The following is an 18,416-nucleotide window of genomic DNA, read 5'->3' on the forward strand; positions in this document are numbered from 1 at the left end:
TTGAATTTATTTTATCTCCTGGCCGCGACCAGCTTTTTGATATCGCTTTTAGTTCCAAGCCAAAAAGCGATTTTTTGTCTGTTCCAGGTATAAGAAACGGCTACCGAATCACCCCAGCTTATAATAGCAGGATACGAGAATTCATCTGTTTTTTTGCCTGTTTCAATATCAATTTTTTCCGGCCAGGTTTTACCATTATCAAAAGATAAACCAAGCGATAATGGTGAACGTGAACCCCAGTCTTTTGCATCAGGATTGTAAGCCAAAACAAGCGTTCCGTCTTTTACCTTTGTGACGTCAATACCACTATTAGGATTCGGAAGTTTGGAACTCACGATGGTCGACCAGGTTTTTCCATAATCTTCGGAATCACTGCGACCAATGATTCCTCCTGTTGTACGCACTAACATATGCACTTTCCCTGGTTTGGTTTCCCATAAGGTCGGCTGAATTGCACCTTTTCCTTTAATTTCGGTTGTGTCCAGTTTCAAATGCGGCGACGCGATCCAGGTTTTCCCTTTGTCTTCACTGCGGTCAACAAAAACTTCCCAACGCTTAAACTCATTGGAAGCTCCTGCCAGCCAGGTTCCGTTCGAAAGCTCGATCAGCTTATCTTTTACAGGACCTCTTCCGCCTTTATCGCCCGGAACAAGTTCATAAGCTTCGGACCAGGTTTTTCCACCATCAGTCGATTTTTTCACCCAGGTTTCCCAGTACGGAATTGTTTTTCCAACTTTAAAATACAGATAAACAGTACCATCCGGTGCATTTTGCAAAACCGGATTCCAATGCGCATCTTCTCTTATTTTTGCTACTTCAACAGGCGCACTCCAATGTCCCGGACGACCTTTCGAAAGCCAGATTCCTACATCCGGATTTTTTTCTTCCGTACCGCCAAACCAGGCTACCAGAAATTGTCCGTCTTTCAGCCGAACTAGCGTTGAAGCATGACATTGAGGAAAAGGACGATTATCCCCAAAAACAAAATCTTTAACCGGAACAGCCTTTTCAGAAGAAGTTTCCTGCTGTGAAGTACAAGCAACAAACAGAGCAATTACAAAAAACGAGGCGGCAAAAAAGCGATGATAGAAAGTCATAATGCAGGAATAATATCAAAAATCAGGTAAGTAGTCTCGTTTCAAGTACCCGGTTTGGTACCAAATGGACTACTATTTTAAGTTCTTTTTCAATTCTTCAATCACGAGGGAAGGAGATTCTTCCTCATAAAGTATCTTGTAAACCGCCGTCGTGATCGGCAGATCCACGTGCAAAGTTTTATTCAATTCGTATATACTTTTGGTTGCATAATAACCTTCGGCGATCATTTTCATTTCAAGCTGAGCGGCCTTTACACTATACCCGCGACCGACCATATTGCCAAATAAACGGTTACGACTGAATTGAGAATACGCCGTGACCAACAAATCACCCAGATAAGCAGAAGTACTCAATTCCCGTTCACGAGGATCTAATGCCGTAACAAAATGGCGAATTTCCTGCATGGCATTGGAAACCATCACGGCCTGGAAATTATCTCCATTTCCTAATCCGTGCGTGATACCGCAGGCAAGCGCAATAATATTTTTCATCACCGCAGCATATTCTACACCGTACAAATCGGCAAGCGGATGGGCAGTAACATACCGGCAGGTCATCAATTTGGAAAAATCTTCGGCACAAACAGCGTCGGTGGAAGCTATTGTAAGGTAAGATTGTTTTTCAAGCGCAACTTCCTCTGCATGGCAGGGACCGGCAATGACGGCCATATCATTCAGCGGAACATGATATTTTTCAGAAACCCAATCCGTCACCAGAATATTTTCCTCCGGAATCATTCCTTTAATTGCTGAAACCACCAGTTTTCCTTTCAGATGTGATTCGTTAAGATCCTGCAATGATTCCTGAACAAAAGCAGCCGGAACCGCCAGAATTACAAAATCCGCACCTTTTACAGCATCACGGGTTTTCTCGTATACTTTTACTTTTTTGGGGGATAAATAAACATCACTCAGATAACTGGGATTGTGATGAAATTTGCGAATATGCTCAATATCCTTAGCATTACGTAACCACCAGCGAATTTGAATATTGGGTTGTTCACACAAGATTTTGATCAGCGCCGTAGCCCAGCTCCCTCCTCCTATTACTGCTATTTTGGTATTATTCAAAAAACTCATATTTCCATCGAACACGATTGATTCCTTTTCATAAAACAAAAAAGAATGTAACAGAACCTAACTTTGGCCGAATCATCAGAAATCAAACGACAGCCAAAAGTAAGGCTTTCTTCCAATTCGAAAACAATCTTAATTTACGCCAAGCTTCATAATCTTTCCACTTGCGAAATTCGCGAAATAAACTTCACCTTTTGAATCCTGTCCGAAAGTGGAAATCGTACCGCTGATTTTCATCAAAAGCGTATTCGCCTTAACCGTATTTCCGTCCAGTTCCAAAGACCATATGCGGCCACTTGCATAATCTCCGTAAATATATTTGCCTGCCAAACCAGCAATTGCCGATCCTCTGTACACATAACCTCCTGTAATAGAAACATCGCCGTCGGCTCTTCCATAATCCAATACGGGCTCAATCAGGCCGGTTGCATCACAATTGGAAGACGGGCTGTAACAATTTTTCCCTTCCTTGATTTTCCATCCAAAGTTTCCACCCTTTGCGATCAGGTTGATTTCTTCTTTCACGCTTTGTCCCACATCTGCTGCAAAAAACCGGTCAGAACCTGTATCAAAACTTATTTTCCAGGGATTTCTCAATCCAAACGCATAAATCTCTTCATAAGAACCGTCAGTATTACCTACAAATGGATTATCAGCCGGGATTCCATAGTTTCCTTTTGTTGTTGCATTGACATCAATACGTAATATTTTACCGAGAAAACTTTTCTTATTCTGCGCATTATTTGCCGGATCTCCGGCACTTCCACCATCTCCGGCAGCGATGTATAAGTACCCGTCTTTTCCGAATTGCAGCGAACCGCCTTTATGATTTGTGTAGGGTTGATTGTATGTCAAAAGAATGGTTTCACTAGAAGCATCAGCAACATTTCCAGTGGCGGGATTCGCTTTGTAGCGCGCAATGACAGTTTGGAGCGGATTACTCCTGGTATAGTTGACATAAAAATATCCGTTCGTTTTAAAATTTGGGTGAAAAGCCAAACCTAAAAGTCCAAGTTCTCCACCAGAATTAACCTTGCTTTTGATATCTAAAAAAGTTGAAGCAGAAGAAACGGTACTGCTATTATCAAAAACCTTGATAATTCCTGACTGCTCCACAACAAACATGCGGTTCGAGGAATCTACCGCCGGTTTTATTTCGACTGGGGAAGTGAATGTCAAAGCCGGAAAAGCGTCCGTTGCCGTGATCGTATTATCAGGTCCGTTATCTACCTCGGTAACTTCTTTATCCGAAGACGAGCAACCAACAGTAAATAGTATGGCAAGTACAAATGAGATGTGAGTGATTTTCATGACGTTACTTTTTTCTTATTGAACGTCATGAGGGAGTAAATGTTTGGGAGGATGAGAAAATCCATGATCAAAAGGCCATTGAATATGTTTAAGAAAGTATTGATAACGCTTGGCGTTATTATATTATCACTATTGCTCCTGGCTTTCATTTATTTTGAAACGATGTTTTTTCCTTTGCCATTTATAGTTGGAAAGTTTGGAGATCAATTCAATGTAAAGGATGTTTCCAGAGATACTGTTTTTAGTTGGTATAGATATTCTCCTTTTGTAGATAAGATAAAATCGAATACAATAAGTTTCGGTGTTCCTTTTACAATTACTTCGAAAGGTAATATAGACGATTCAGCAAAAGTACATTTCCAATATGTCGGTCACCCCGATAACCCATTTTATTCCTGCAAACTTCCCAAGGGGAAAGTTGACACGGTCTTTTACGGAGAAATTTACGCCGATGAATGTGAAGTTGTTTATTCACATGGTAATGTAAAAAGCGGCAATCTGATTGTAAGTTTTGAACTTGGACGTCAAAAGAAATAAGATATGCCATGATGCTAGCAAAAAACTTTATTATAAAATAAATTACATTAATTAACCAAATTTAAATAAAATGACAACCTCAGAAGTAGCTAACAAACTGGTGGAACTTTGTCGCCAGAACAAAATTGATGTAGTACTTGAAACGCTTTATGCGGATAATGCACAAAGTATTGAAGCAAACGACATGATGGGGCCGCGGGTAGTGGAAGGTCTCCAGGCGATTAAAGCAAAATCAGCAACATTTCAAGCCGCTGTCGAAGAATTTCACGGTGCTAAAATATCGGATCCTATTGTTGCCGCTAACAGTTTTGCCCTTACCTGGACCCTCGATACGACGTTTAAAGGACGTGGAAGAATGAGTATGGAAGAAGTGTGTGTTTATCAGGTTAAAGATGGAAAAATTATTTTAGAGCAGTTCTTTTATTGATTTTTGGAATTAGAAAAAATATGTCCAGAAGTATTAGAAACCAAGCTAAAATCAATTTGCAGTCGTTGTTTGTTTAGTTTAGCGTTTGCAATGCTACTTTTCTAGTCGCTTTACAAACCCTTGCCCATGTTCACCACGATTGCAAATCATGTTGAACATGGGTTTCATTATTATTTCAAAATCTGATAGGTGTAAGATATATTGCCATTCGTTTGAATATATTCCACTCTATCATTTAAAATCTGATACTTGGCGCCAGTCTCAATTACTTTAAAAACCATGTTATCCTGTGGTGTCAGTTTAGTTTCACCAGACTTTGCATCATTGTAAAGATTAAAGTAGGATGCAGAGGTTTTTAAATCATTTGTATAAGCTATAAGTGCATTCTGCCCCCAGCCATGATCATAAAATCTCGCAATAACATTAGAAGCCCTCACACCATCCGGTAAATTATTAATTGTTTCTGGCAAAGTTGGTTCTTTATACATTACTTGTGCGGAAATTGGCTCTCCATCCTCATCTTTTTCAGTGCACGCTGAGCAATCTATATTATAGTTTGCGACACCGTAATAAGGATTATTATTAGAGAAGTAACGGAATCCAACTTGGACATGCGCAGTTCCTCCATGGGAAATGCGCTCCTTGTGAGCAATTGCAATCATTTCATCGACAGTCAGTTTTTCTTGAATCAAAACATCTAAATAAACTGCATTTTTAAACTCATTAGTGTCGGATGTCATGATTTGGTAATCCGTGTTTCTTACTGCCTGTACCTCCTGCCGACTTTCCTTTTCTACAACTACCGGTCGAGTTTTTATTTTTTCAGGTTTTTGAGTAAAGAGTAAGATTGCAATGGCCCCTAGTACTATGACTGATATTATAATTCCTTTCATGGTGACAAAGGTAGTATTTTGAATTAATCAGATAAGTCCGTTAAATAAATCAGTAAGCTTTTTTAATGCCAATTCTTGCTCTCTTTTGGTCGATAGCTCAGAGTCGGCCTTTTAATAATTGTAGACATATGTCCCAAGATTCATGAATACATTTGGTATTGAGCTAATGATATTTTTGCGATGATGTACTCCTAGATGATTCAAGTAAAACCAACGAATCCAATATACGTTAATAAAATTACCGTTGGAAAGTTGTAACTATTTCATAACTTTGGTGCAAAGAAAAAGCTCCAATCGCGTATCAGCGCAAAAGGAGCCTATCTTGATTCATATTCTTTTAACCTACTAAACATGTTAAAGGCATGATTAGAAAGTTCATTAAATATGTCCAACAATGTTGGGCATATTTACCAAAGAGCATTAGGTGGATAATCGAGTTGCTAATAGGCAGCTGGTTATGCCACATGATACTCGGTTACTAAACCATCGGCCTCATACAGTAATTATGTATGGGGTCTTTTTACATAACAAATATATAAACAAATAATTTATTTACAAACAAATTATATAGTTGTTAAATAAGTAGTTGTTAATTCCGCTGTTGTTATAATTGAAGTTGTTGAAAAAAGATATAATTAAAAGGGACTATAAAGATATGTTATAAAGCACTTGTTGTTACTATTAATCTTCTTTTTTAAAGATCTTGTGCATTACAACTTCTTGCCAAACTCCATGTAAGTCTTTGTTTTGAAAAGATCAACATATCTCCATGATATTGATTTAGACAAATTTGCAGGCTGAGTTGCAGTGAAATCGTATTAATAAATGCTAACACCAATTTGTAATTAGTGTTCCTTAGCTTAGCGTTTGCAACGCAAGCCTGTATGCAAGAGTTACAAACGCTTTAAACCAAATGCTCCCAAATCACATCATAAACATCCACCGCTTCAATTTCCTTTTCCAGCGGCTCGTCCGTTACCAAAATCGGGAAATATTCACGCGGTACATTCACACTTCCGTGTGAGCCTTTTACGAGTGTTGCGTCCAATGGAATAACGTCCATCAGATATCTGAACCCTAGTAATTTTCTTCCCAGCTTATACCCTGCGCGAAGTTTGATAAATGGATTTTTTGGATCCATGAACATCTCGACAGGATCATAACCCGGCTTCTTGAAAATTTCAACGAGATGGGCAAAATCTGGTGCTTTGGCATCATCCAGCCAATAGTAGTAGGTAAACCAGCTATCCGGTTTCGCAACCGCAACAATATCTCCCGAACGATCATGGTTTAAATGATATTCTTTTTGCTGCTCTTTGTCTAAAACCAGATCAATCCCCGGCGTAGCTTTCAAAACCTTTATAACCTGTTCTTTTACACTCGGATCATTAAGATAAACATGTGAAATCTGGTGATCCGAAGCTGCAAATGCTTTGGAAGCACCCGCGTCCAGCAATTCATACCAACGTTCGGTTCTTACCGATATTAATCCTTCTTTTCTTAAAATCCGGTTGATATCAATGTGATTGCTCACAGGGTTAATGCCGTATTCGGACAAGAGAATAATGCTGGCATTTTTCGCTTCGTAAAACGTTACCAGATCTTCAACGATTTTATCGATTTCGCCTAGTTCTTTACTGATTTTCGAAAAATCCGGCCCGAATTTTTGCAGGCAATAATCCAGATGCGGAAGGTAAATAAGTGTTAACGTCGGATTATGTTTATCATCCACATACATGGACGCATCGGCAATCCATTTTGTCGATTTTATATTGGCATTTGGCCCCCAAAAACTAAAAAGTGGAAATTGACCAAATTTCTCTTGTAACTCGTCCCGTAATTCCGGCGGATAGGCATAACAATCCTGTGCCTTAACACCATCTGCATGATATTGCGGACGTGGGGTTACTGAAAAATCTGCCGTGGAATACATATTGTACCACCAGAACATTTTCGAACAGGTAAATGTCGGATCTGCCTTTTTCGCTGCGTCCCAGATTTTATCAGCCTGAACAAGTTTGTTGGATTGTTTCCAGAATTTTATTTCGGAGTCATCTTTATCATACCAGCCATTCCCCACAATACCATGGTCAACCGGCCATTTTCCGGTAATATAGGTCGATTGCGAAGTCGTGGTAACGGCAGGCAAAACCGGTTTTATAGAAGTAAGATGACGTTTTTCAACATACCTTTTCAAAAACGGAGTATGCTCTCCAATCAAATTAGCACTAAGCGCTACGATATCGATGACAACAGTTTTTTTCATTTTGATCTTAACTTCGAAGTTAATTCAGTAACCAATATGTTAGTAATGCCAAGCCCAAAAACAGGAGGCTCCGAAGGAGCCAGGAAGATCCGGCTAGCAAATTATTTCTATAAACAGGAGGCTCCAAATGGAGCCGGAAATCATCCGGCTAGTAAATTATTTTCAGAAACAAGCGGCTCCAAAAGAACCAGAAATCGTCCGGCTAGTAAATTATTTCAAGAAACAAGCAGCTCCAAAAGAACCAGAAACCATCCGGCTAGTAAATTATTTCCAGAAACAAACAGCTCCAAAAAGAACCAGAAATCGTCCGGCTAGTAAATTATTTCAAGAAACAAGCAGCTCCAAAAGAACCAGAAACCATCCGGCTAGTAAATTATTTCCAGAAACAAGCAGCTCCAAAAGAACCAGAAATCGTCCGGCTAGTAAATTATTTCCAGAAACAAGCAGCTCCAAAAAGAACCAGAAATCGTCCGGCTAGTAAATTATTTCAAGAAACAAGCAGCTCCAAAAGAACCAGAAACCATCCGGCTAGTAAATTATTTCCAGAAACAAGCAGCTTCAAATGGAGCCGGAAATCATCCGGCTAGTAAATTATTTTCAGAAATAAGCAACTCTATAAGAACCAGAAATCGTCCTGCTGGCAAATTATTTCTATAAACACGAGGCTCCAAAAGGAGCCGAAATCATCCAGCTATTAAATTATTTCCAGAAATAAGCAACTCTATAAGAACCAGATATCGTCCTGCTGGCAAATTATTTCTATAAACACGAGGCTCCAAAAGGAGCCGAAATCATCCAGCTATTAAATTATTTCCAGAAATAAGCAACTCTATAAGAACCAGATATCGTCCTGCTGGCAAATTATTTCTATAAACACGAGGCTCCAAAAGGAGCCGAAATCATCCAGCTATTAAATTATTTCCAGAGACAGGAGGCTCCCAAAGGAGCCAAAATACTTACCAAAACACCTTTTCTATAAACAGGAAGCTCCAAATGGAGCCGGAAATCATCCGGCTGGTAAATTATTTCCAGAAACAGGAGGCTCCAAAAGGAGCCAAAATACTTACCAAAACACCTTTTCTATAAACAGGAGGCTCCAAATGAAGCTAAAAATGACCGACGAAACTCCCCCCAGAAACAAAATTAAAAGAGCAGTCAAACAACAGCAACTCATTCAATGTTAAAGATTTCTCCTACTCCACCATTAACAATTAACCCGTAACAATTAACCATTACAATTAACCCTTAACAATTTTTTCACCCACTCCATCTCCCGCACAATCGAATCTCCAATCGGCTTCTGGATATCTTCCGGCAAAACTCCCCAGGTATAGGTTTCCACTTCCAAACATGGAGCAAATGGTGTTTTTTTATGGATTTCTAAGGTTTTGACAATTGCATTTTGCGTGGAATCAAGCGCACCATAAGACTCTATAAATAATGGAACATGGAAATGAACGCGCCATTCCTTTTGTTCACCTTCTTTATAATCTTCCAGCGCTTCGGGCAGGTCAGGATAATATTTCATTCCATCATTAGTTTGCGCTACCACCTGATGTAGATAAACCGGCTCGTCAAACGCTTTGATCGCTTCGTATTTTGTTTGAGGATCTGTTGAAAAATCAACTTTCAGCGCGGAACTCACTTGAATCCTTCCCACTTTTATACCAATTTCATCTAGTCGGTTCAGTATATCTTCCGGTTCTTCAAAAGCAACGGCAGCGTGACAAATATCGTAGCAGAGACGGATGTAATGCAAAATTGTTTCTTTACTTTTTTCTTCCGAAAAACCATATGTATCTTTCAGATAAGCAATTCCGGTTGGTAGAAGATCATCACGGTACCAGTTTACAAAGTCATCGGTATTATCTAAAATCCCGTCTGGTTCAGGCTCGATATGCAAGTGCATTACCTTGCCGGATTCTTTTTCAATCGAGATCAAATGATCAACAATTGTCAGGATATTTTTGGTAGCGATATCAATTGTGTTTCGCTTCGCTTCTTCTGTTTTCCACCACAAACGGTAGGACAATGGAGGAGTTGAAACACCACCTTCAGTATCCTCAGGAAGAATTTGCGCTAAAATTGTAAAAAGACGTTTGGTATATTCAACACGGTCTGATGTTGTCCAGTCCGGCGTATGCACGTCATCTTTTACACGCGTTGCGTGAAATCCTCCGTAGGGGAAACCATTGATGACGGTGATATAAACATTATTTTCGGCAAGCCAGCTTTTGAATTCTGCCATACGCTCCGGTTTGATCAGCTCAATCGACGCGTCATTAGCAAGCCGTAAACCAAGTGCAAAGGGCTCGCCGGGCGCCAGCTGCTGCCTGATATATGGAATATTTTCTTTTAAAGTCTTGAAATGATCATCCCATTTTTCGCCTGGATGAATATTGCTGCAATAGGTTAAATGACCGAATTTGGTAATCATACTTTTAGGTTTAGGAAATTCAAATTGGATATCTGACTTATTTAAAAGTTGTTAACCTTCTGTTAAAACCTTCTTTTCAGAAATGTATTTTTCCAGAATATCAACCGATTCTGCGATAAGATCAGCATCCATTTCATGAACTTCCACTCCTTTTCCAATTTTCTCCAAAAGCATAATGGTTAACCGACCTCCAAGGTGCTCACGGAATTCATGTAAGCCATTTCTAAGGTTTATTTTATCGTTTTCGGCGAGTTTGATATGATAAAGATCAAAACCAAGTTTCACTAAAACATTATAAATTCTGTCCAGATCTGCATCGGGAAGCATTCCGATTTTATTGGCATAAACACAATCCAAGGCGATGCCAATGGCAACTGCTTCACCGTGACGAACTTCAAAATCAGTCAGATATTCTAATTTATGCGCAGCCCAGTGGCCAAAGTCCAGGGGACGGGAAGATCCAAATTCGAACGGATCGCCGCTTCCGATATGCTCGGTGTGCATTTCTGCGCAACGGTGAATCAGGTAGGACATGACCGCCTCATCACGTGATGCCAAAGCTGTTACGTTTTCTTCAATCCAGTCAAAGAAAGATGCATCTTTGATTAAGGCAACTTTTATAGCTTCCGAGATTCCTGAACGCCAGTCACGATCGTCCAGCGTATTCAGAAAAGTAAGATCATTAAATACAGCAACCGGCGGTGCAAAAGTGCCCAGGAAGTTTTTCTTTCCGTGAAAATTGATACCATTTTTGACTCCAACACCAGAATCATTTTGAGACAAAACCGTTGTCGGAATCCGGATCAGTTTAATACCTCTATGCGAAACCGCCGCGGCATAACCCACAAGGTCAAGCACAGCGCCGCCACCTATACCAATCACAAAAGAGTGACGGTCAATTCCATATATATCAACAGCTTGCGCCAGTTTTTCAAACAAATCCGGATCATTTTTCGACGCTTCACCACCCGGCACGACAATAACATCTTTTGCCAGATGGATATGTTTTACCTGCGTTGCAAAATAGTTTTTAATCTCCTCCACCAATGCCGGGTAGAAAGAAAGAAACCCTCCGTCCACCACAACTAATACTTTACGCTGAAATCCTTGTTCTGTGTAAGCGCTAAAAAAATTACTTAACAGATTATTGGTATTATTAAATAGGTTGTGTGTAAAAAAAATAGAATAGTTATACTCTATTTTGAAACTCTGTTTTATGGTTTGCATCTTGAAAAAACAATAATGGATGACTGAATATCTGGAAGACTCATTTCCCGTCTTTTTCCCGCATTCTATTTTATGTTACCGCGAAAACGCGTGCTAAAAGTATTGATAAAGGTAATAATGCTAAAACTGCCAAAGCAACCGGCCACAAACCAAAAGCCATACACCAGGAAGCATTCATTACAATTAATGACAAAACACCTGCCTTCACCGCTTTACCGATCAACGGACCAATTGGATTTTGAATCGCATTATATAGTGGACGGCCAATGAGCCAGGCGTGTAATAGAACAAACGGAAGTGCGAAAAGCACATTTCCCTGTCTGTCAGCTATCAATAATTGTGCCGTTAAAACGACTAAATAAAGAAAAACGGCTATGTAAAGTGTTCTTCTTTTTCCGCCATGTACCTCATCCTGACTAATTAACGTAATAGCTGCAATATAGGCAATTGGCAAAAGTGCTACAAAACTCCATTGTTGAAAGGATTCCGGTAAAACACTCATACCTAAAAGCAAATTCCCTCCACGGCACATGCCCATCGTAAGCGGACCAAAGAAAACATGATGTTTGGCAAAACGATTATATAAAACTGTCAACGCCGCCACTACAACGGCGATCATTCCACTTTGAAAACTGAATAAAGCTGCGGCAATAATACCTATAAAAAGCAATGTCAGCCCCAGAGCAATCGCTGATCGCAAAGGCACTTTTCCGCTTGGAATCGGACGCTCCGGTCTTTCAATCGCATCCAGTTTCGCATCAAAAACATCATTCATCACAACGCCGCCGCCGTAAAGTCCAAGTGTAGAAACTACCAGCAAAGCCGGGTTAAAACTTGAAAATGTAAATTGTGCAATCGCCATTCCGGCTAAAATATCCGCTATGGCCGTTACCAGATTCGCTGGCCTTGTTAATTGTAAATAGGGTTTTAGTTCAGCCACGATTATTGAATTACTAGGGAATCTTTGGAAACGTCAGGTTGCTGGCCTCCGCGTAAAATTGAATTACCGTGAAATTTCTCTGTTTTTTCAACAGAAACACCACCTTCAAAATCTGAAACATCAATTTGGCCGCTTTTTCCAAATGCATCGATCGCATTTTGATAGGTTACCATACGAATTGTTTCATCCGAAATACCCCTCATTTTCATTAATGCCGCCGTTTTAGGAATAGCCAACGGATCAGAAATTCCCCAGTCGGCAGCCGAGTTAACCATAATGCGTTCAGGACCATATTGTTCCACAACTTTAACCATTCTTTCATTGCCCATTTTGGTAAATGGATAAATCGTAAAAGCAGCGTAAAATCCCTGGTCTAAAACACTTTTTACAGTTTCCTCATTATTATGATCAATAATTACCCAGGATGGATCCAGTCCGTGTTCCAGAGAAATCGCCATACTACGTTCCGTTCCACGCTTTTTGTCACGGTGCGGCGTATGGATTTGCACCGGAAGTTTTGCTTCTTTTGCCAGTTCCAGCTGCAAACGGAAATATTTTTCTTCGGCCGGAGTCTGGTCATCAAAACCGATTTCGCCGATTCCAACAACTCCCTCTTTATAAATATATAAAGGCAGGATTTCCATAACCTGCTCTGCAAGCGGCTCATTATTTGCTTCACGGGAATTCAGCCCCATGGTGCAATAATGTTTTATACCAAATTGTGAAGAACGGAAACGCTCCCAGCCTACCAGACTGCTGTAATAATCTTTAAAACTCGAAAGTCCTGTACGCGGCTGGCCGACCCAAAAAGAAGGCTCGATTAATGCAACAATTCCTGCCTGGCGCATCGCCTGATAATCGTCCGTTGTACGGGAAACCATGTGGATGTGCGGGTCAAAAAACCGCATTCCTTTGATCAGTTCATTATATTCACTCCATGCCATATCAATGTGAGCAGGAGTATTTGCCAGCCCGTCGCCTTCCTCGAAATGCGATGGATTGGGCGCGCTACTATCTTTGCAATGTTGGCACATAGGTATTTAAGTCTGTATATTCAAGATTGGACCAGGTTAAAGCCCCTTCTGTTATTGATTTTTCGCATTCAGAATATTCGGATAATAAAGCTTTTGCAGGCGCATAATCAGATTCATAACATGCAAGCGCCGCAGCCTCTTGATTCTGTGTCTGACGTGATTCAAATAAATGTCTCATATCAGATAAAAGTGCCTCATTCATGAATTTACTCACTAAACGCCACACATTAGGCGCTACTGAGCGACCGGCTGCCCAGCGCTCATGAGCAAAATCTGAAAGGATAAGCGCCAGATTTGCGTTTTCTCTTTCTTCCAAACCCGTTATAAAGTGGACCGGTTTATCATTGAAAATCGTTTTCAGCACAAGCTGGTTCCAGGCAAGTTCACTAAAATATTTTGCAGGAAATGGATTATGTAAGGCAATCGCATCAAATACAAATCCCATGTTTGAGCGAACCGCATCTGTGGCTCTGAAAAGCCACTGTTCGGGATATGCCAAAACCGGAAGAGCGGAATAAAGCGCTACCAATTCATTCATTTCGGCTGTATCAAAAAGCGTTTCAATATTTTTGACAAAAGTGTCCTTTTCCGTTTCGTCCAGCTGTGTCAATAACCACACGCGTGACAAGCGAACCAAGCTCCATCCATTTACCAAAAAACCGGCAACAATATCTTTCAGAGCATTTTCCTGCTCTAAAGCTACGTTGACAATTTTTTTTGGCAAAACCCGTGGAGAAGAAACGAAAGCGGTCATTAACTCAATGGGTGAGGCATTTCCTTTCTCAGTCAGCCATTCTGACTCGGCATCAGAAGTATTCTGGCTGATGATTTCCCAGAGTGCTTTATTTATCAGGTTTGACATAATTTAATTTAAAATTCAGTTTCAGACAAAACACGCCTCAAACTGTTTAAGAAATGGGTTATAGGTAAGTGTTTTTTTCAAACACCATTTTTTTTATACAGGTTTAATGATAACGTTTTTATTTGTGCATCTGTCTCATTTTTTGCTTCAACTTGTAAAATCTAAGCAAAAATTAATTCTAAAAAGTAGCTGATAGCTACTAGAAGTCAAATTCTACGATATCATTATCATTTAACAAATATTCCGTCAGTTTTTCATGCATCTCATACGAACCTTGTAACAACCAGTTTCCGGTAATATGACTTCCTGATCGATTTTGCTCCGCCCCCAGGATCGCCAACCCATAAAGGCTAAAAAGTTTCTCATAATCTTTGAGTGTTTTTTTCTGATAAACGCTCATTAAACGATAATTGCGGATCTGGTTTTTGTTTCTGATCCATTTTTGAATCGGGGATAAAATAATCAGACTCAAACCGGCAACAAGAAAAGCGTAAATTGCAATTAAATAAAATCCTGCACCGATTGCCATGCCCAATGCGGCCGTAACCCAAACAATGGCCGCCGTTGTGATACCAACAACACGGTTATTTTCACGGAAAATAATCCCTGCACCGATAAAACCGATTCCTGTAACAATGTTGGCTGCAACCCTACCAGCATCGCCGCTAATCCTAATTGACACCAAAGTAAAAAGTGTGGAACCTACGGCAATCAAAATCAGCGTCCGTAATCCCGCCGACTTGCTGCGATATTCCCTCTCGGCACCGATGATTGCACCCAGAGAAAACGAAAAAAGCAGTTTGTAAAGGTCTTCGGTATAAAACTCCATGGTATTGGGCTTGCTATTTGAATGAAAAGACGGAAAAATGAAAAATCTCCCGGCTTGTTTCTTCAAACTTATAATTTTCAGGAATTCATGATTTCTTCAATTTCCTCAGCTTCGATTGGAATATGTCCCATTAGGTCAATATTGCCATCTGCCGTAATCAGAATATTATTTTCCAGTCGGATTCCCAATCCTTCTTCCTTGATATAAATTCCAGGCTCACAAGTAAACACCATTCCCGGTTCAAAACGACGGTATTTATTTCCTACGTCATGAATATCAAGTCCAAGGAAATGTGAATTTCCGTGCGGAAAATATTTCTTGTAGGCCGGCCACTCCGGATCCTGTTTTTCAATATCCTGTTTGGTTATCAATCCCAAACCCAACAATTCACTTTCCATGATCTTGCCCACTTCCACATGATATTCGTCCCAAAGTCCACCCGTAACCAGCATACTTTTCGATGCCTTAAAAACACGCAAAACTGCATCGTAAACATCACGCTGACGTTTTGTAAAACGGCCATTTACAGGAATGCTTCTTGACAAATCAGAACCATAATTAGCATATTCCGCCGCAACATCCAAAAGTATTACATCGCCGTCTTTACATGTTTTGTCATTTTGAACATAATGTAAAACACATGCATTTGCACCCGACGCAATGATTGGCTGGTAAGCAAATCCTTTGGAACGGTTTCTTATAAATTCGTGCAGCAATTCAGCTTCGATTTCAAATTCCTCAACGCCTGGTTTTACAAATTTCAACAATCGCTCAAATCCAAGTTTCGTGATATCACAGGCTTTTTGCATTAAGGCAATTTCCTGCGGCTGTTTTATAGCCCGAAGCTGGTGCATGACCGGCGCAAGCCTTACCAGCTGATGTAAAGGATATTTTTCTTTAAATTCATTAATAAAACGTACATCGCGGGTTATAACGGGCGAATCGTTTCGGGTATGTTCGTTTGAATTGAGATAAACATTTTCAGCTTCGTAAACGATATTTCTGAAAACCGTTTCATATTGATGCGTCCAGTAAATGGTTTGGATTCCTGAAACTTCACGCGCTTGTTCCTTCGACAATTTTTCACCTTCCCAAACAGCAATCAGTTCATTGGTTTCACGTACAAATAAAACTTCCCTGAATTTCTCGTCCGGATGTCCTGGAAAAACAAGTAAAATCGTTTCTTCCTGATCCACGCCAGTCAAATAAAACAGATCTGTATTCTGACGAAAACCCATAGAACCATCCGCATTCGTCGGCATAATATCATTTGAATTTAGAATTGCCAATGATTTTGCTTTCAATAAACTCGAAAGCCTGCGACGATTTTCTATAAACAGGTTTTTATCTATGGCCGAATAACGCATAAGTTTTTAATTTTTGTAACTGGTAATTTAATTCGTAAAATTACGTTTTACTTCTTATATAATATAGAAGAAAAGTCAAAGTAATCCATGAGTTGGGTCATTCGCGAAGAAATTCAAAATAACCTGTTATCTTGGAATAACATTAGTACGCAGGCAACCTAACAACTTTAAACATTCAATGAAGCGAATTTTCCTCCTGGCACTTTTGTGTGTCCCTGCATTACTGTCTGCACAGCCAAAATACTGGATATATCTTAAAGATAAGAATTTAGACAATGCCCCCGCTGTTTCCCAATTAACATTAGAGACCCGTCAAAAATTTGGACTGGCTACTGACGATACCGATTTGCCCGTTCGTGCAGATTATCAAAACCGGCTGAAAGATATTTCGGTAAAAATCACCAACCGCTCCAAATGGCTTAATGCGGTTTCTGCGGTACTTACATCCGCTCAGGCGCAGGAAGTGCGGGAGTTAAGTTTTGTGAAGGAAGTGGTACCGATGACATCCGGTTTTTACATCGCCCAGACAAAACCGGTAGAACGTGCGCAGATGGCGCAGGTGATGTCACAGGTTCAGGCAAATGCTTTTCAAAAAGCGGGAATTAATGGAAAAGATGTTACAATCGGTGTCATTGACGCAGGTTTTTACGGAGCGGATTCTTCTCTTTCTCTGAAACATATTTTTTCAAATAAAAGGATTTTAGGTATTCATGATTATGTGAAACCGGGACGATCCGGCGAATTGCTTTTCAGCACCGCAGAATCTTTTTCAGATATGCACGGAACAGAAGTTTTGACTGCGATTTCAGGAATTGACAATCAGGATCAAATGCAATATGGTTTGGCTTTGAATTCCAAGTTTTATTTAGCCCGCACTGATTATTCTTTACGCGAATGGCGTGGCGAGGAAGACAACTGGATCGCTGCCATGGAATGGATGGATAGCCTTGGAGTTCGTTTGATCAATACGTCTTTGGGTTATGCCAAAGGGTTTTCAGATCCGTCCGAAAATTACAAGCCTTCCCAAATGGATGGAAAAACCAGCGCTATTACCCGTGCCGCCCAAATTGCTGCGGATAGAAAAGGAATTATGATCGTCGTTTCTGCAGGAAATGAAGGAGAGGATAAAAGCTGGGGAATTATTTCAGCCCCGGCAGATGCCAGAGGTGTTTTATCTATTGGCGCGACGAATGCAAAACTTTGGAACCGGATCGGTTACAGCAGCGTCGGCCCGGAATTTTTGAATTATGTCAAACCGAATGTTTCCTGCTTTTCACTATACGGCACATCACTTTCTGCTCCCGTCATTACCGGATTTGCAGCTTGTATGATGCAGGTTAATCCAAAACTTTCTAATAAAGAAGTAATTGAATTAATTGAAAAATCAGCTCATTTATATCCTTACGGGAATAATTATGTGGGTTATGGTGTACCGCTTGCATCACGTGCACTCGCTTTGGCAAGAGCACCTTATTTACCCAATCATTCCAAACTGATTAATGCAACGGGCAGAAATTGTGAAGTGGATGTAACGACAGACGAAAATCTGGTTGCTATATACAGAAAGAAAAATAATAAGGATGTGATCTCCCAGCAAACGGCAAAGGTGCAGAACGGGAAAATTTCATTGAGACGCCAAAACGGAGAGCACTTCACGACGATCGATTTGAAAGAATACGCCGTGGAAGTACAATGGAATTAAGGAAATTTGTCAAAGATAATTTGTAATTTAACCACGCGAAAATGGTGTAACGCTCAAATTGTCAATTATGGAATCTTATAATACGCTCGTTGAAGCCATCGAAGGACTGGCGAAAAAAGGCTATACAGAAGAATTTAATCTCAAACAAAATTACGTCGAAAGCAGTCACGGGAAATTTCAGATTCTACATCATGAATTCGAAATTGATAAATTCTTTCGTTTTGAAGGCGAAACGAATCCTTCTGACGAATCCATTGTCTACGCAATTTCTTCCGCAAAATATAATTTAAAGGGCATTTTGGTGAGTGCCTACGGAATTTATAGCGATCCTTTGGTTGATGAAATGATGAAGAAATTCTCGTTTACAAAGTGAGGTAGCAGTACGCTTTTGGCAATTTGCTGTTAGGCCG

17 protein-coding genes are annotated in these 18,416 nt (G+C 40.1%); 5 read left to right on the plus strand and 12 right to left on the minus strand.

Annotation, left to right across the window (positions count from 1 at the left end; genetic code table 11):
• Positions 1-11 precede the first annotated feature (11 nt).
• The 3 genes from FZF08_RS19455 to FZF08_RS19465 all read right to left on the minus strand — a co-directional run bounded on the left by FZF08_RS19455 (position 12) and on the right by FZF08_RS19465 (position 3,485).
• Positions 12-1,097, minus strand: coding sequence for an exo-alpha-sialidase (locus FZF08_RS19455; RefSeq protein WP_159471840.1), 1,086 nt, complete (start codon positions 1,095-1,097; stop codon positions 12-14).
• A gap of 72 nt (positions 1,098-1,169) precedes the next feature.
• On the minus strand, positions 1,170-2,177 hold the full coding sequence (locus FZF08_RS19460) for an NAD(P)H-dependent glycerol-3-phosphate dehydrogenase (RefSeq protein WP_159471842.1): 1,008 nt from the start codon (positions 2,175-2,177) through the stop codon (positions 1,170-1,172).
• A gap of 129 nt (positions 2,178-2,306) precedes the next feature.
• Positions 2,307-3,485 carry a sorbosone dehydrogenase family protein gene (locus FZF08_RS19465; protein WP_159471844.1) on the minus strand — a complete coding sequence of 393 codons (1,179 nt, stop codon included), beginning with the start codon at positions 3,483-3,485 and terminating at the stop codon, positions 2,307-2,309.
• Between the two features lie 84 nt (positions 3,486-3,569).
• Here FZF08_RS19465 and FZF08_RS19470 point away from each other — a divergent pair, with 84 nt between their 5' ends.
• Entirely contained in the window at positions 3,570-4,022 is a 453-nt protein-coding gene (locus FZF08_RS19470) for a hypothetical protein (RefSeq protein ID WP_159471846.1), read from the plus strand.
• A 70-nt stretch (positions 4,023-4,092) separates the two neighbouring features.
• Positions 4,093-4,449, plus strand: a complete 357-nt coding sequence (locus FZF08_RS19475) for a SnoaL-like domain-containing protein (RefSeq protein ID WP_159471848.1) — start codon at positions 4,093-4,095, stop codon at positions 4,447-4,449.
• A 170-nt stretch (positions 4,450-4,619) separates the two neighbouring features.
• On the opposite strand, the gene FZF08_RS19480 is transcribed toward FZF08_RS19475, so the two are convergent.
• Both FZF08_RS19480 and FZF08_RS19485 read right to left on the minus strand, forming a co-directional pair.
• A complete protein-coding gene (locus tag FZF08_RS19480; RefSeq protein ID WP_159471850.1) occupies positions 4,620-5,342 on the minus strand; it encodes a hypothetical protein in 723 nt (240 codons plus the stop codon).
• A gap of 904 nt (positions 5,343-6,246) precedes the next feature.
• Complete coding sequence (locus FZF08_RS19485) at positions 6,247-7,608, minus strand: alkaline phosphatase family protein (protein WP_159471852.1); 1,362 nt, start codon at positions 7,606-7,608, stop codon at positions 6,247-6,249.
• Between the two features lie 45 nt (positions 7,609-7,653).
• Between FZF08_RS19485 and FZF08_RS19490 the strand changes: the two genes are divergently transcribed.
• The gene (locus FZF08_RS19490) at positions 7,654-7,923 is read left to right on the plus strand and encodes a hypothetical protein (RefSeq protein ID WP_159471854.1); all 270 of its coding nucleotides are present in this window, start codon (positions 7,654-7,656) and stop codon (positions 7,921-7,923) included.
• Between the two features lie 910 nt (positions 7,924-8,833).
• Here the strand turns inward: FZF08_RS19490 and eboE are convergent.
• From eboE to FZF08_RS19525, 7 genes are all read right to left on the minus strand, one after another.
• Entirely contained in the window at positions 8,834-10,045 is a 1,212-nt protein-coding gene (gene eboE, locus FZF08_RS19495) for a metabolite traffic protein EboE (RefSeq protein ID WP_159471856.1), read from the minus strand.
• 51 nt (positions 10,046-10,096) lie between these two features.
• On the minus strand, positions 10,097-11,272 hold the full coding sequence (locus tag FZF08_RS19500) for a 3-dehydroquinate synthase (protein WP_159471858.1): 1,176 nt from the start codon (positions 11,270-11,272) through the stop codon (positions 10,097-10,099).
• Positions 11,273-11,342: 70 nt separating this feature from the next.
• Positions 11,343-12,212: a UbiA-like protein EboC gene (gene eboC / locus FZF08_RS19505; protein WP_159471860.1), complete on the minus strand. Its 870-nt coding sequence runs from the start codon at positions 12,210-12,212 to the stop codon at positions 11,343-11,345.
• A 2-nt stretch (positions 12,213-12,214) separates the two neighbouring features.
• Entirely contained in the window at positions 12,215-13,246 is a 1,032-nt protein-coding gene (locus FZF08_RS19510; protein ID WP_159471862.1) for a TatD family hydrolase, read from the minus strand.
• Complete coding sequence (locus FZF08_RS19515; RefSeq protein WP_159471864.1) at positions 13,224-14,108, minus strand: EboA domain-containing protein; 885 nt, start codon at positions 14,106-14,108, stop codon at positions 13,224-13,226. Before FZF08_RS19515 ends, FZF08_RS19510 begins: the two co-directional genes overlap by 23 nt.
• 199 nt (positions 14,109-14,307) lie before the next feature.
• On the minus strand, positions 14,308-15,003 hold the full coding sequence (locus tag FZF08_RS19520; protein ID WP_310590609.1) for an MgtC/SapB family protein: 696 nt from the start codon (positions 15,001-15,003) through the stop codon (positions 14,308-14,310).
• A gap of 11 nt (positions 15,004-15,014) precedes the next feature.
• On the minus strand, positions 15,015-16,304 hold the full coding sequence (locus FZF08_RS19525; protein ID WP_159471866.1) for an aminopeptidase P family protein: 1,290 nt from the start codon (positions 16,302-16,304) through the stop codon (positions 15,015-15,017).
• 178 nt (positions 16,305-16,482) lie between these two features.
• On the opposite strand from FZF08_RS19525, the gene FZF08_RS19530 reads away from it, so the two are divergent.
• On the plus strand, positions 16,483-18,006 hold the full coding sequence (locus FZF08_RS19530; protein WP_159471868.1) for a S8 family serine peptidase: 1,524 nt from the start codon (positions 16,483-16,485) through the stop codon (positions 18,004-18,006).
• 67 nt (positions 18,007-18,073) lie between these two features.
• Positions 18,074-18,379, plus strand: coding sequence for a phosphoribosylpyrophosphate synthetase (locus tag FZF08_RS19535; protein ID WP_159471870.1), 306 nt, complete (start codon positions 18,074-18,076; stop codon positions 18,377-18,379).
• Positions 18,380-18,416 lie beyond the last annotated feature (37 nt).

The sequence above is a fragment of the Dyadobacter sp. 3J3 genome (assembly GCF_009801115.1).
Taxonomy (GTDB): domain Bacteria; phylum Bacteroidota; class Bacteroidia; order Cytophagales; family Spirosomataceae; genus Dyadobacter.

Bases quoted from the DNA above. Each gene is read 5' to 3' on its own strand.
- FZF08_RS19455 (WP_159471840.1), bottom strand. From the start codon at position 1,097: ATGACTTTCTATCATCGCTTTTTTGCCGCCTCGTTTTTTGTAATTGCT.
- FZF08_RS19460 (WP_159471842.1), bottom strand. From the start codon at position 2,177: ATGAGTTTTTTGAATAATACCAAAATAGCAGTAATAGGAGGAGGGAGC.
- FZF08_RS19465 (WP_159471844.1), bottom strand. From the start codon at position 3,485: ATGAAAATCACTCACATCTCATTTGTACTTGCCATACTATTTACTGTT.
- FZF08_RS19470 (WP_159471846.1), top strand. From the start codon at position 3,570: ATGTTTAAGAAAGTATTGATAACGCTTGGCGTTATTATATTATCACTA.
- FZF08_RS19475 (WP_159471848.1), top strand. From the start codon at position 4,093: ATGACAACCTCAGAAGTAGCTAACAAACTGGTGGAACTTTGTCGCCAG.
- FZF08_RS19480 (WP_159471850.1), bottom strand. From the start codon at position 5,342: ATGAAAGGAATTATAATATCAGTCATAGTACTAGGGGCCATTGCAATC.
- FZF08_RS19485 (WP_159471852.1), bottom strand. From the start codon at position 7,608: ATGAAAAAAACTGTTGTCATCGATATCGTAGCGCTTAGTGCTAATTTG.
- FZF08_RS19490 (WP_159471854.1), top strand. From the start codon at position 7,654: ATGCCAAGCCCAAAAACAGGAGGCTCCGAAGGAGCCAGGAAGATCCGG.
- eboE (WP_159471856.1), bottom strand. From the start codon at position 10,045: ATGATTACCAAATTCGGTCATTTAACCTATTGCAGCAATATTCATCCA.
- FZF08_RS19500 (WP_159471858.1), bottom strand. From the start codon at position 11,272: ATGCAAACCATAAAACAGAGTTTCAAAATAGAGTATAACTATTCTATT.
- FZF08_RS19510 (WP_159471862.1), bottom strand. From the start codon at position 13,246: ATGTGCCAACATTGCAAAGATAGTAGCGCGCCCAATCCATCGCATTTC.
- FZF08_RS19515 (WP_159471864.1), bottom strand. From the start codon at position 14,108: ATGTCAAACCTGATAAATAAAGCACTCTGGGAAATCATCAGCCAGAAT.
- FZF08_RS19525 (WP_159471866.1), bottom strand. From the start codon at position 16,304: ATGCGTTATTCGGCCATAGATAAAAACCTGTTTATAGAAAATCGTCGC.
- FZF08_RS19530 (WP_159471868.1), top strand. From the start codon at position 16,483: ATGAAGCGAATTTTCCTCCTGGCACTTTTGTGTGTCCCTGCATTACTG.
- FZF08_RS19535 (WP_159471870.1), top strand. From the start codon at position 18,074: ATGGAATCTTATAATACGCTCGTTGAAGCCATCGAAGGACTGGCGAAA.